Raw genomic sequence first — 12,393 nt, forward strand, 5'->3', positions numbered from 1 at the left:
AACTCCGCACGCTGGGCATCGCTGACCGGCAACGCGGCAGCTGTCATAACAGGCATACTACAAACTACCCCACTAATTCACAGACATACCACTAGTTACTCCGCGGGCTCGTCGGGGGGCGCCTTGAGCCATCCGCCGTCGTCGGCTTCCTGCCTGGCCTCCTCGGCGGCCGGTTCGGGAGCCAGCAGGACCCGGATGGAGCTGTTGAGGACGGCCACCGTCGGCACCGCGAGAAGCGCGCCGACGATCCCGGCGAGCACACCGCCGCCTGCGATGGCCAGCACCACCGCCAGTGGATGGATCGACACCGCCCGGCCCATCACGAGTGGTTGCAGCACATGGCCTTCCAGCTGCTGGACCGCGATGATCAGCCCGAGGGTGATCAGCGCGTAGATGAAGCCCTTGGCCAGGAGCGCGACCACCACCGCGAAGAACCCGGCGATCACGGCACCGACCAGTGGGATGAACGCACCGAGGAACACCAGCGAGGCCAGCGGCAGCGCCAGCGGGATCCCCATGATGGCCAGGCCGGTGCCGATCCCGACCGCATCGACCAGGGCCACCAGGAACGTCGCGCGCACATACCCGACCAGCGAGTGGAAGCCGGCATGGCCGGCGTCACGGACCCGTTCCCGGACGTGCCCAGGGAACGCCAGCGTGACGAATCCGTAGATGCTGCGCCCGCCCTGCAGCAGGAAGATCAGGGTGAACAGCATCAGCAGCGCACCGGTGACCAGCTCGGTGAGGGTGCCCGCGGTGGACAGCGCGCCCGTGGTCAGCTTCTCCTGGTTGCGCTGCAGCGCCTCGATCGCGGTGTTACCGGCCTGGTCGATCTGTTCCCGGCTCAGCTGCAGCGGACCGTCGATCAGCCAGTTCCGCACCCCGTCGATGCTGCGGGTCATCTGCTCCACGAGTTGTGGGGCACCCTCGACGAACTGCACGACGACGAACGTCAGCATCCCGCCGACCACCGCGATGCCGCCCAGCAACACCAGCGCCACCGCGACCCCGCGCGGCGCGCCGCGCCGGTCCAGATAGTCGACGGCGGGCAGCAGCAACGCCGTCACCATGGTGGCCAGGGCCACCGGGACTACCAGCACTTCGAGCTTTTTGGCCACCCACAGCAACGCCACCAGCGCGGCCAGGATGACCAGCAGGCGCCAAGACCAGGCCGCCATCTTACGGACGAGGGGTGTCACCGAGTCGTCGGCAACCGAATCCGATGCCATCCCGGTAGCGTAACCGCGCGACGCGCGTACCGACCGCAGGATCGGCGCGACCTGCGCGGTTACCCTGTATGGCGTGTCACACGACGCGCCGGCGGACACTGCCCGCGACCGGGCCGGCTCGACGCGCGGCAGATACTGGTGGGTGCGGTGGGTGATCATCGCCCTCGCGGTCACCGTGCTCGCGGTCGAGGTGGCCCTGGTGTGGGACCAGCTGGCGAAGGCCTGGCGCAGCCTGTTGTCGGCGAACTGGTGGTGGGTGTTCGCCGCGGTGGTCGCCGCCATCGCCTCGATCCACAGCTTCGCCCAGATCCAGCGGACCCTGTTGCGTTCGGCCGGGGTGCACGTCAGGCAATGGCGTTCGGAGGCCGCGTATTACGCGGCCAACGCGCTGTCGACGACGATGCCGGGCGGCCCGGTCCTCGCGGCCACCTTCAACTACCGCCAGCAGCGCATCTGGGGAGCCTCCCCGCTGATCGCGTCCTGGCAGCTGGTGATGTCGGGGGTGCTGCAGATCGTGGGCTTGGCGCTGCTCGGCCTCGGCGGCGCCTTCATGGTCGGCGCCTCCAAGAACCCGCTGTCGCTGATCTTTTCGCTCGGCGGGTTCCTGGCGCTGGTGCTGCTGGCCCAGGCCGTCGCGGGCAGGCCGGAGTTGATCGACGGCATCGGGGTCAGGGTGCTGTCGCTGGTGAACTCGTTGCGCGGCAAGCCAACCGACACCGGCCTGGCCAAATGGCGCGAGATCCTGCAGCAGCTGAAGTCGGTTCGGCTGAGCCGGCGCGCACTCGGATTCTCGTTCAGCTGGTCGATGTTCAACTGGATCGCCGATGTGGCCTGCCTGGCGTTCGCGTGTTACGCGGCGGGCGGCAATCCGTCGCTGGCCGGGGTGACGGTGGCGTACGCCGCGGCCCGCGCGGTCGGCTCGATTCCGTTGATGCCGGGCGGTCTGCTGGTGGTCGAGGCGGTGCTGGTGCCCGGACTGGTGTCCTCGGGGATGACGCTGGCCTCGTCCATCTCGGCGATGCTGATCTACCGCCTGGTCAGCTGGATCTTCATCTCGGCGATCGGCTGGGTGGTGTTCTTCTTCCTGTTCCGCACCGAGAAGGATCTCGATCCCGACGATCCGGCGCCCGACCAACCCCGCGAGGAGCCCTGAATGCCACGAATCAGCCGCAGCGGCACGGCCTTCCTGACCGACCTGGTGTGCGTGGTGGTGTTCTGCACCATCGGACGGCGCAGCCACGCCGAGGGCATCACGGTGGCCGGGGTCGCCGAGACCGCGTGGCCGTTCCTGACCGGCACCGTCATCGGCTGGCTGCTGTCGCGGGGCTGGCGACGCCCGACGTCGTTGGCGCCCACCGGGATTGCCGTGTGGGTGAGCACCGTGGTGATCGGGATGCTGCTGCGCAAGCTCACCTCGGCCGGCGTCGCGGGCAGCTTCATCGTGGTGGCCTCCGTGGCGACCGGGGTGCTGCTGCTGGGCTGGCGCGCGGTGGTCGCCGCCCTGCCTCAGTCGTCGTGAGCCGGTGTCGCCGCCATCGTCAGCGACACCGTCAGGGTGGCCCGCAACCCACCCAGCGGGCCGTCGGCCAGCAGAATCTCCCCACCGTGCAATTGCGCCTGCTGCACCACCAGGGCCAGCCCGAGACCCGACCCCCCCGCGACCGCGGTGCTGCCCCTGCGGAACCGGCCCAGCACCGTCTCATGCTCCTCGACCGGCAGCCCGCGGCCGTTGTCGTCGACGGTGATGGTCAGCATTCCCCCGTTGCGGTGCGCGGTCAGCACGATCCGGGAGGCCTCGCCGTGCGTGATGGCGTTGCGCACCAGATTGTCCACCGCGAGCCGCAGCCCGTGCGCCCACCCGAGCACCAGGCCGACGTCGTCGGCGACCTGCACCTCGATCTCGACGTCATCGGCCGGGCGGGTGTTCTCCCTGGCCACCCGGTCGAGCAGATCGGTGATGTCGACGAGTTCACGGTCCTCGGCCTGGGCGAGTTGGCCCGAAGCCAGCTGCCCGAGCGCGGTGATGATGGCCTCCACCCGGCGCTGGGCCCGGGACAGGTCGGCCACCACCTCGTCGCGTTCGTCCTCGGGCAGGTTGTGGATCCGCAGGGTGTCGAGATCGGCGCGCATCGCGGTCAGCGGGGTGCGCAGCTCATGCGCGGCGTTGGCGGCGAAATCCTGTGCGGCCTGCAGGGAGTTGGAGGTGGCACGCTGGGCGGCGGCCAGCCGGGTCAACATCGCGGCCATCGCCTCCGAGAGGTCCTCGGCTTCGCGGACCCCGCGCACCTCGGGCATCGTCTCGGCGCCGCTGACCAGCTTGGAGGTGTGCTCGGTCAGCTTGCGCAGCGGCCGGATCGCCGGCCCGGCCAGCAGCCAGCCCAGCCCACCGGCCACCAGCACCGTCAGCACCCCGACCGCGGTGTAGATCGGAATCCGGTTGGCGCTCAACAGAATGCTGTCGGCGCGGATGCCGATCGACATCAGCACCCCGCCCTGCTGGTCCACCAGCGTGGTGCGGACCCGGTAGTCCACCCCGTTCACCTGGACAGTCTCGGTGCCGGGCGGCAGCGCGGGCAGCTGGAACCCGCGCTGGAACACCACCTGGCCGGTGGACCGGGACCGGCCCGTGGTCAGCACGCCGCGGTGCGGGTCCTGCAGATGCTCGGGGTTGATGCTGGCGTCGACGATCGAGTCGAGCCTGCGGTCGAGCTGCGCGGCGTCGTTGTTGGCCAGCACCACCGAGGTGAGGATCGTGAACGCCGCGACCACCGCCGCGGCCGCCAGCGCCGACGCGACGGCCACCCTGGTGCGCAGCGAGGCAGAACGGATGAAACGGAAGAGCCGCACCTAACGCCGGGCCCTCACGACTCTTCCCTGAGCACATAGCCGATGCCGCGCACGGTGTGGATGACGCGGGGCAGGCCGTCGCGTTCCAGTTTGCGCCGCAGGTAGGAGATGAACACATCGGCCACATTGGTGTCGACGTCGAAGTCGTAGCCCCACACCAGCTCGAGCAGCCGCTGCCGGGACAGCACCACCCCGGCGTTCTCGGCCAGCACCGCCAGCAGGTCGAACTCGCGTTTGGTCAGATCCACCCGCTCGCCGCCGGTGAACACCAGCCGCCGGGCGGTGTCGATGGTCAACGGCCCGACCGTCATGGTGTCCGATGTCCGGTCGGAGTGGCTGGCCCGGCGCAGCAGCGCATGCAACCGGGCCACCAGCTCGCCGAGGTCGAACGGTTTGGTCAGATAGTCGTCGGCGCCCGCCTCCAGACCGGCGATGCGGTCGTTGACCGTGTCGCGGGCCGAGAGCACACAGATCGGAATCTCGTTGCCCAGCGCCCGCAGCGCGGTGACCACGGCGACGCCGTCGAGTTCGGGCATCTGGACGTCGAGGACCAGCGCGTCGTGCTTCTCATTCGACAGCAGCCGCAGGGCCTCCTTGCCCGACGCCGCGACCCGGACGTCGAACCCCGAATGCCGCAGACCGCGGGCAACCGACGTCCTGACATCCGGGTCGTCGTCGACCATCAGCACCGTGCGATGCGCGCCTTCCGGCGTGGGTGGTCCATCGCCGCTGGCGGGGGCTGCTTCTGTCGGCAATCCAACCGGCACCTGGGGTTAGGGGGTGTCGGGCGTGGCAGCGGCTGAGCCGCAGCGGTTCTTCAGATCGACGAGCGGCTGCCGGATACCCGTCAGGTCGGCCTTGGTCTGCTGGTTCTGCTCCAGGTAGTCATGCACCTTGGTGCGCACCTGATCGCGGGGCAGGCCCTCCAGGCTGGTGAAGAAGTTGTTCACGTCGGGGTGGGTGAACAGGTACGCCGACGTCGATGCGGACACTCCCGAGGCCACGCCGGCCAGATCGGCGGCGCTGCAGTTGGGCGGGTTCTGGGCCGGGTCATCAGCCAGCGCCGACGGGACCGCACCGAACAACATCGCACCGGCTACAGCGCCGGCACCTGCCGCGCCGGCAACCACGCGTCGGGCATTTCGGGCCGAGAGCAACATGGTCAAGCTCCTTCATCGGATGGGGAAGGCCGTAACCCCAAACGGGTACCGGCACAGAAAAGCTAAGCAGAATCTGTGACGACTTTCCTGCCTTGTGCATAACCAATCGTGAGAACCACTGAATCCGCAGCTCAGCGCCGACGCTGTAGGCGGCGTCCAGCCGCCCGGATCAGCGGCTGGTGGCGGTCGACGGCCCCGGCGGCGAGCCCGCGCTGCGGACCGGCGACGTCGCGGGGGGCGTCAGGGCCGGTTGGGCGGCCCCGGGCACCCCAACGGTCTGCGCCGACGGCGACCCTCCTGGCAAACTCGCGGGCCCCTGCTGTTGGGCGGCCTGCATCAGGCCGAGCAACTGCGGAAGGGTGACCGGCAACTTGCAGCGACCCCCCAGCGTCTGCAGGGGCTGCTGCAGCGCCTGCAGGTCCTTGGCGACCCGCGGGTTGGCGTCGAAGTAGTTCTTCAGCGAACCCAGCGTCTGCGGACCGGCCTGCTGCTGCAGGATCGTGGTCAGCGCCTGGTTGGTCTGGGGATGGGAGTCCAGGTAGTCACCGGTGTTGGCGGCCACCTTGCCGACGGTGCGCGAGACCTCGCTGGCCGCGCACGGATCGGTGGCCGCGGTGGCCGACGGCCCGACCAGGGCGGCCACCGCGGCACCGCCAACGGCGGTGGCGATGAAAGCGGCGCCCAGATTTCGGCGCAGTCCGGCCCTGGTGGATGTCATCGGAGAACTCCTTAATACGTCGGCGAACGGCCCCGACGCAGTCAATGCCGGGGCCATCCTGCCATCCGTATCGGCCGGGCTGCCAGATCCGTTAGCGAACGCACAGGACCGTCGCAGACGCGGGGTAACACCGGGCACATCTCGGTGCGATGTCAGAAGCGGTGAGCGGCGGGTCACCCTACCCCCGCCGAGGTACGCTCACGCTACAAAACGCCGGTGGAGAAAGCGGGGACCTCGCATCCAGCAGTTCATGATGCGCCTGAGCAGCAAGCTGCGCAGATACCGTTGGGCGGTCTTCGCGACGTGGATGCTGCTGCTGGTGCCCTCGATCTACCTCGCGCTGAACCAGTCATCGAACCTGACCGGCGGCGGGTTCGAGGTCGAGGGTTCGCAGTCGCTGCGGGTACAGCGACAACTCGAGGAGCACTATCCCGATCAGGGCGCCTCACCGCTGGCGCTGGTGGCCGCGCCCCGGGCCGACGCATCGTTCGACGATATGAACGCCGCGGTGACCCGCCTCGAGCAGATCGCGGGCGAGGTGCCCAGCGTCAAGATCGTGCCCAACCCGCAACAGGCCGCGCCGCAGCCGGACCGGCCCTACGTCCTGACCCTGAGCCTGGACTTCGAGAACACCGGCGCGGTGGACGTCGCCAAGCAGCTGCGCCAGAAGGTGGGCATCCACGGCGAGGAGCCGGGCGAGAGCGAGAACGGCAAGGTCAAGTTCTATGTGATCGGCCAGGGCGCGCTGGGCGCCGCCGCGACGCAGGCCACCAAACACGACATCGCCCAGGCCGAGAAGTGGAACCTTCCGATCGTCCTGATTGTTCTGCTCGCGGTGTTCGGGTCGCTGGCCGCGGCCGCGTTGCCGTTGGTGCTCGGCGTCTGCACGGTCGTGGTGACGATGGGCCTGGTCTATCTGCTGTCGATGTACACCACCATGAGCGTGTTCGTGACCTCGACGGTGTCGATGTTCGGCATCGCGCTGGCCATCGACTATTCGCTGTTCATCCTGATGCGGTTCCGGGAGGAGCTGCGGGCCGGCCGCGACCCGACCGACGCCGCCGACGCGGCCATGGCCACTTCCGGGCTGGCGGTCGCGCTGTCCGGGTTGACCGTGATCGCGTCGGTCACCGGGATCTACATCATCCACACCCCGGTGCTGGTGTCGATGGCCACCGGCGCGATCCTCGCCGTCGCGGTCGCGGTGCTGACCTCGACGACGCTCACGCCCGCGGTGCTGGCCACGTTCGGCAAGGCCGCCGCCAAACGGTCGTCCTACCTGCACTGGTCGCGGCGGGCCGAGGCGACCCAGTCCCGGTTCTGGACCCGCTGGACCGGCGCGGTGATGCGCAGTCCCTGGGTGTCGGCACTGCTCGCGGTGGTGCTGCTGCTGATGCTGGCCGCGCCCGCCTTCCAGATGATCCTTGGCAACAGCATGCAGCGCCAGTTCGAACCCACCCACGAGATCCGGGGCGGGGTCAACGCGGCCGCCGATGCGCTCGGCCCCGGGGCCCTGGGCCCGGTCCGGGTACTGGTGACCTTCCCCGACGGGGACGCCTCCGGGCCGGCGCAGACCGCGACCCTCGACGCGATCCGCGAGCGGATGACCAAGGCGCCAAAGGTCGTCACGGTGCAGCCGCCGGCGTTCGCCGACAACGGCGACAGCGCCCTGCTGTCGGCGGTGCTGTCGGTGGACCCCGAGGATCTGGCCGCGCGGGATGCCATCGACTGGATGCGCGCCGAACTGCCCGCCGCGGCCGGGCCCGACGCCGGCGTCGACGTCGGCGGCCCGACCGCGCTGATCAAGGATTTCGACGATCGGGTGTCGGTCACCCAACCGCTGGTGTTCGCGTTCGTCGCGCTCATCGCGTTCGTGATGCTGCTGGTGTCGATCCGGTCGGTGTTCCTGGCGCTCAAGGGCGTGCTGATGACCGTGCTGTCGGTGGCCGCGGCCTACGGCAGCCTGGTGGTGGTCTTCCAGTGGGGCTGGTTCGAACGGCTGGGCTTCGAGAAGATCAGCTCGCTGGACAGCACCATCCCGCCGCTGGTGCTGGCGATGACCTTCGGCCTGTCGATGGACTATGAGATCTTCCTGCTCACCCGGATCCGGGAACGGTTCCTGCAGACCAACAACACCCGCGACGCCGTCGCCTACGGCGTGAGCACCAGCGCCCGCACCATCACCAGCGCCGCGTTGATCATGATCGCGGTGTTCATCGGATTCGCATTTGCCGGCATGCCGCTGGTCGCCCAGCTCGGGGTGGCCTGCGCGGTGGCCATCGCGGTCGACGCCACGGTGGTCCGGCTGGTGCTGGTGCCCGCCCTGATGGCGATGTTCGACGAGTGGAACTGGTGGCTGCCGCGCTGGCTGGACCGGATCCTGCCGGAGGTCGACTTCGAGAAGCCGCTGCCCAAGGTGCAGGTCACCGATCTGGTCATCATCCCCGACGACATCTCGGCGCTCGGGCCGACCGGATCGGATCTGCGCATGATGGTCCGATCCGCCGCCCGGATGAAAAGCCTTGCCCCGCAAACGATCATCGTGACCGATCCGCTGGCGTTCAGCGGCTGCAGCAAGGCCGCGACCCGGCTGGCGGCCCGGCGGCCCGGCCGGTCCAAGCCGCTGCCGGGGGTACACCCGGTGACCATGTGGCGGGGCAGGCTGTCGGTGGCGGTGGACGCGCTGCAGACCGAGGCCGATGCCGAGCGGGCACCGGTGGAACGCCGCGGCCCGGTGGAGACCACCAACGTCCAGCTGCCCACCGGGGACCGCCTGCAGATCCCGACCGGGGCCGAGACGTTGCGACTCAAGGGCTACCTGATCATGTGCCGCAACAGCACCAAGGACTACGCCGAGTTTGCCGATCTGGTCGAGTCGATGGAAACTCAAACCGCAGCTCTGGTGTTGTCGGGCATGGACCGGTATTACTGTGGGCAGCACCCACGGAACAGATGGGTCGCCACCCAGCTGGTCCGCCGCCTGGCGGATCCGCAGCCGTCCGACGAACACGACGTCAGGATGTCGGGTCCGGACGCGGCGGCGAACTGGGCGGAAGTCAGGCAGCGCTGCCTGTCGGTGGCGGTAGCGATGCTCGAGGAGGCGAAGTGACGTTGGCCCCGGATATTCGAGATGCGCGCGCCGCGCGCCGCGAGAATGGTCCGTCGAGTCAACCCGCCTCGGGCCGATCGTCGGCACAGCGCTCCGCGCCCGCCCGTCAGGGCGGGCGGCAGCGCCCCGCCGCGCGCCAGGCCGCGTTCGACGACCGGCCGGTCGAGTACTGGCCCACCGCCGCGATCCGCGCCGCCCTCGAGACCGACGATATGACCGTGTGGCAGCGCATCGTCGCGGCGATCAAACGCGACCCGTACGGCCGGACCGCACGCCAGGTCGAGGAGGTGCTGGAGACGGCCCGACCGTACGGCGTCTCCAAGGCCCTCGCCGAGGTGCTGGTGCGGACCAGGGAACACCTGGAGGCCACCGAGCGCTCCGAGGTCGCCCGCCAGATCCAGGCGATGCTGCGGCGTTCCGGGCTGGAGCCGCAGGAGTTCGCGTCGCGCACCGGGGTGTCCAACGAATCCTTCGCGACCTATCTGGAGGGCACCGACAGCCCGCCGGCTTCACTGCTGCTGCGGATGCAGCGGCTGTCGGACCGGTTCGCCAAGATCGCCGCGCAGCGCTCGGCAAAGTAGCCCAGCCGCCCGGGGGCAGCCGCTCAGCGGGAGTGCAGCGGGGTCACGTTCTGGACCAGCCAGCTGCCGTCGGTCTTGTCGAGCACCACCCGCAGCGCCAGCACCGCATTGTCGGCAGGCTGGCCCGGCACGCTCTGGGTGCCGCGCAGCACCACCGCGACGCTGGCCGCCTGCGGACCGAGCGCCTCCACCCCCGCCGAGATCGTGGACGCCTGGGCGGATACGTTCTTGCTGGTCAAATCCTTTGCCACGGCGGCGAATTCGTTCTTGAACTGCTCCGCGCGGTCCGGGGCCATCAGCCGGGTGGCCCGGTCGATCGAGGCGGTCGGACTCTGCGGGGTGAACGTCGCGGTGGCCTCCGAGACGCTGCTAGCGATGCGCACCACCTCGTCGCGGTCGCGGTCGAAGGTGCCGTCGGGCACCGTCCAGCGCAGGTAGCCGACCGCCACGGCGGCCACCAGCGCCGCGGTGGCCACCCCGACCACCGCGAGCCGCAGCCCCGGCCCGTCGTCGTCGGTGCCGACCGTGACCCCGTCCCGGCGGGCCAGCACCACGTTGACGACGACGGCCTGCACGATCAGCAGGCACAGCACCGAACACACCGACACCCACCACAGCGGCCAGGCCAGCGCCAGGCCGATGTAGACCAGGGCCAGGATCGCGGCCAGCGGCGCGACGATGTCGAAGGCCAGGACCCGCAGGCGGTTTCTCATCGGATCGGCTCCAGCCGCGAGATCATCGGCCGCCCGTCGACGTCGGACACCCCCAGCCGCAGGTTCCAGCGCACGGTCTGGGGTTTGTCGGTGCCTGCGTTCTCGGTGACCGAGGTCGCCACCACCAGGACCGTGTCGATCCGGGACACCATCCCGGACAGCTCGTCGGGCGGGGCCGGTGCGCCGCCCTCGGTCTGCGGCGGGTGGTACAGCGATTCGATGGACACCGAGTCGATCTGCCCGGTGGTCTTGGACCGCAGCCGCTGCACCAGCTCGCGGTAGGGCTGCACGGCCGAATCGAAGTCGGCGTTGAGCTGGCCGACCGAGCCCTCGTGCAGCTTGCGCATATCGGCCTCGACGGTGTCGGAGTTCATGTTGATCAGCACGCCGGTCCAGTCCACCGCGGCCCGCAGCACCTGGCTCTCGTACTCGCGCTCGGCGGTCTGGTCGCGGTGCCCGGACCACACCATGGCGCCGAGCACCACCGCGGCCACCGCGATGACGCCGAGCACCACCGACGCGATCCCGAAGCCGGTGGTCCGCGGACCGTCCGAGGAATCGGTGTCGCGGCTGTCCTCGGCGGGGGCATCGGGCATGCGCGTGAGGGTACCGGCGCGGGGGCGTCTGGAAGAATGTCGGGGTGACGGTAGAAGCTATCAAGTCGGGTATCGACCTGAGCCATGTCGACTCAAACGCCCGCCCCCAGGACGACCTGTTCGGCCACGTCAACGGCAAGTGGCTGACCGACTACACCATTCCCGCCGACCGGGCCACCGACGGCGCGTTCCGCTCGCTCTACGACCGGGCCGAGGAGCAGATCCGCGATCTGATCACCCAGGCCAGCGAAACGGCCGCGGCGTCCGGGTCCGGGTCGGCCTCCGACGCGCAGCGCATCGGCGATCTGTACGCCAGCTTCATGGACGAGGGCACGGTCGCCCAGCGGGGCGTGGCACCGCTGCTCGCCGAGCTGGCCCTTATCGACGGTGCCGCCGATTCGGCGGCGCTGGCCGCGGTGCTCGGCGGGTTGCAGCGCACCGGGGTCGGTGGCGGCGCGGGCGTGTACGTCGACACCGATTCCAAGGATTCGGCGCGCTACCTGCTGCACATGGGTCAGTCCGGGATCGGCCTGCCCGACGAGTCCTACTACCGCGACGAGCAGCACGCCGAGATCCTCGCCGCCTACCCGGGCCATATCGCCCGGATGTTCGCGCTGGTCCACGGCGGCGAGGCCGACGCCCACGCCGAGACCGCCGCCCGGATCCTGGCGCTGGAATCCAAGCTGGCCGCCGCACACTGGGATGTGGTCAAGCGCCGCGACGCCGACCTGACCTACAACCTGCGCCGCTTCGTCGACCTGGCCGAGGACGCCCCCGGATTCGACTGGTCGGGCTGGGTGCAGGCGCTCGGGACGTCCGCGCAGACCGCGGCCGAACTCGTGGTCCGCCAGCCCGACTACCTGACCGCGTTCGCGGCGCTGTGGTCCTCGGAGGATCTCGAGGACTGGAAGGCCTGGGCCCGCTGGCGGGTCATCCACTCGCGGGCCGGGCTGCTCACCGACGAGCTGGTCGCCGAGGACTTCGCGTTCTACGGCCGCACGCTGTCGGGCACCGAGCAGATCCGGGACCGCTGGAAGCGTGCGGTCGCGGTGGTGGAGAACCTCATGGGCGATGCCCTCGGCAAGCTCTACGTCGAGCGGTATTTCCCACCGGAGGCCAAGGCCCGGATGGACGAGCTGGTCGCCAACCTGCGCGAGGCCTACCGGGTGAGCATCGACGAACTCGACTGGATGACACCGGAAACCCGGGCCAAGGCCCTGACCAAGCTGGACAAGTTCACCCCGAAGATCGGCTACCCGGCACGCTGGCGCGACTATTCGGCGCTGGTGATCGAGCGTGACGACCTGTACGGCAACTTCCTGCGCGGCCACATCGTCAGCTCGGACCGCGAACTCGCCAAGCTGGGCGCCCCCGTCGACCGCGACGAATGGTTCATGACGCCGCAGACGGTCAACGCCTACTACAACCCCGGCATGAACG

General features: G+C 69.6%; 12 protein-coding genes. 5 read left to right on the forward strand and 7 right to left on the reverse strand.

Features of this window, described 5'->3' with window-relative positions; all coding sequences use genetic code 11:
* Positions 1–95: 95 nt before the first annotated feature.
* Complete coding sequence (locus ACWDTP_RS32865) at positions 96–1,229, reverse strand: AI-2E family transporter (RefSeq protein WP_450027403.1); 1,134 nt, start codon at positions 1,227–1,229, stop codon at positions 96–98.
* Between the two features lie 73 nt (positions 1,230–1,302).
* On the opposite strand from ACWDTP_RS32865, the gene ACWDTP_RS32870 reads away from it, so the two are divergent.
* Together ACWDTP_RS32870 and ACWDTP_RS32875 are read left to right on the forward strand one after the other, a co-directional pair.
* Complete coding sequence (locus ACWDTP_RS32870) at positions 1,303–2,382, forward strand: lysylphosphatidylglycerol synthase transmembrane domain-containing protein (protein ID WP_450027404.1); 1,080 nt, start codon at positions 1,303–1,305, stop codon at positions 2,380–2,382.
* Positions 2,383–2,748, forward strand: a complete 366-nt coding sequence (locus tag ACWDTP_RS32875) for a DUF3054 domain-containing protein (protein ID WP_450027405.1) — start codon at positions 2,383–2,385, stop codon at positions 2,746–2,748.
* Here ACWDTP_RS32875 and ACWDTP_RS32880 read toward each other — a convergent pair.
* The 4 genes from ACWDTP_RS32880 to ACWDTP_RS32895 all read right to left on the reverse strand — a co-directional run bounded on the left by ACWDTP_RS32880 (position 2,736) and on the right by ACWDTP_RS32895 (position 5,954).
* Positions 2,736–4,076, reverse strand: a complete 1,341-nt coding sequence (locus ACWDTP_RS32880) for a sensor histidine kinase (RefSeq protein WP_450027406.1) — start codon at positions 4,074–4,076, stop codon at positions 2,736–2,738. The genes ACWDTP_RS32875 and ACWDTP_RS32880 overlap by 13 nt on opposite strands.
* 14 nt (positions 4,077–4,090) lie before the next feature.
* Positions 4,091–4,759: a response regulator transcription factor gene (locus ACWDTP_RS32885; RefSeq protein WP_450027407.1), complete on the reverse strand. Its 669-nt coding sequence runs from the start codon at positions 4,757–4,759 to the stop codon at positions 4,091–4,093.
* 90 nt (positions 4,760–4,849) lie between these two features.
* Complete coding sequence (locus ACWDTP_RS32890; protein ID WP_450027408.1) at positions 4,850–5,236, reverse strand: heme-binding protein; 387 nt, start codon at positions 5,234–5,236, stop codon at positions 4,850–4,852.
* A 169-nt stretch (positions 5,237–5,405) separates the two neighbouring features.
* A complete protein-coding gene (locus ACWDTP_RS32895) occupies positions 5,406–5,954 on the reverse strand; it encodes a hemophore (protein ID WP_450027409.1) in 549 nt (182 codons plus the stop codon).
* A 250-nt stretch (positions 5,955–6,204) separates the two neighbouring features.
* On the opposite strand from ACWDTP_RS32895, the gene ACWDTP_RS32900 reads away from it, so the two are divergent.
* Positions 6,205–9,063, forward strand: a complete 2,859-nt coding sequence (locus ACWDTP_RS32900) for an MMPL family transporter (protein WP_450027410.1) — start codon at positions 6,205–6,207, stop codon at positions 9,061–9,063.
* A complete protein-coding gene (locus ACWDTP_RS32905) occupies positions 9,060–9,644 on the forward strand; it encodes an XRE family transcriptional regulator (RefSeq protein ID WP_450027411.1) in 585 nt (194 codons plus the stop codon). The genes ACWDTP_RS32900 and ACWDTP_RS32905 overlap by 4 nt, the downstream gene beginning before the upstream one ends.
* Before the next feature lie 23 nt (positions 9,645–9,667).
* On the opposite strand, the gene ACWDTP_RS32910 is transcribed toward ACWDTP_RS32905, so the two are convergent.
* Complete coding sequence (locus ACWDTP_RS32910) at positions 9,668–10,357, reverse strand: hypothetical protein (protein WP_450027412.1); 690 nt, start codon at positions 10,355–10,357, stop codon at positions 9,668–9,670.
* A complete protein-coding gene (locus tag ACWDTP_RS32915) occupies positions 10,354–10,953 on the reverse strand; it encodes a hypothetical protein (protein ID WP_450027413.1) in 600 nt (199 codons plus the stop codon). The genes ACWDTP_RS32910 and ACWDTP_RS32915 overlap by 4 nt, the downstream gene beginning before the upstream one ends.
* 44 nt (positions 10,954–10,997) lie before the next feature.
* Here ACWDTP_RS32915 and ACWDTP_RS32920 point away from each other — a divergent pair.
* Positions 10,998–12,393: M13 family metallopeptidase (locus ACWDTP_RS32920; protein WP_450027414.1), on the forward strand; the 1,396-nt coding region annotated here is incomplete at its 3' end.

It is taken from the genome of Mycobacterium sp. NPDC003449 (assembly GCF_053588415.1).

What these genes read in the sequence shown, in the direction of transcription:
- ACWDTP_RS32885 (WP_450027407.1), bottom strand. Translation starts at nt 4,759, where the DNA reads ATGGTCGACGACGACCCGGATGTCAGGACGTCGGTTGCCCGCGGTCTG.
- ACWDTP_RS32900 (WP_450027410.1), top strand. Translation starts at nt 6,205, where the DNA reads ATGATGCGCCTGAGCAGCAAGCTGCGCAGATACCGTTGGGCGGTCTTC.
- ACWDTP_RS32875 (WP_450027405.1), top strand. Translation starts at nt 2,383, where the DNA reads ATGCCACGAATCAGCCGCAGCGGCACGGCCTTCCTGACCGACCTGGTG.
- ACWDTP_RS32910 (WP_450027412.1), bottom strand. Translation starts at nt 10,357, where the DNA reads ATGAGAAACCGCCTGCGGGTCCTGGCCTTCGACATCGTCGCGCCGCTG.
- ACWDTP_RS32895 (WP_450027409.1), bottom strand. Translation starts at nt 5,954, where the DNA reads ATGACATCCACCAGGGCCGGACTGCGCCGAAATCTGGGCGCCGCTTTC.
- ACWDTP_RS32890 (WP_450027408.1), bottom strand. Translation starts at nt 5,236, where the DNA reads ATGTTGCTCTCGGCCCGAAATGCCCGACGCGTGGTTGCCGGCGCGGCA.
- ACWDTP_RS32915 (WP_450027413.1), bottom strand. Translation starts at nt 10,953, where the DNA reads ATGCCCGATGCCCCCGCCGAGGACAGCCGCGACACCGATTCCTCGGAC.
- ACWDTP_RS32865 (WP_450027403.1), bottom strand. Translation starts at nt 1,229, where the DNA reads ATGGCATCGGATTCGGTTGCCGACGACTCGGTGACACCCCTCGTCCGT.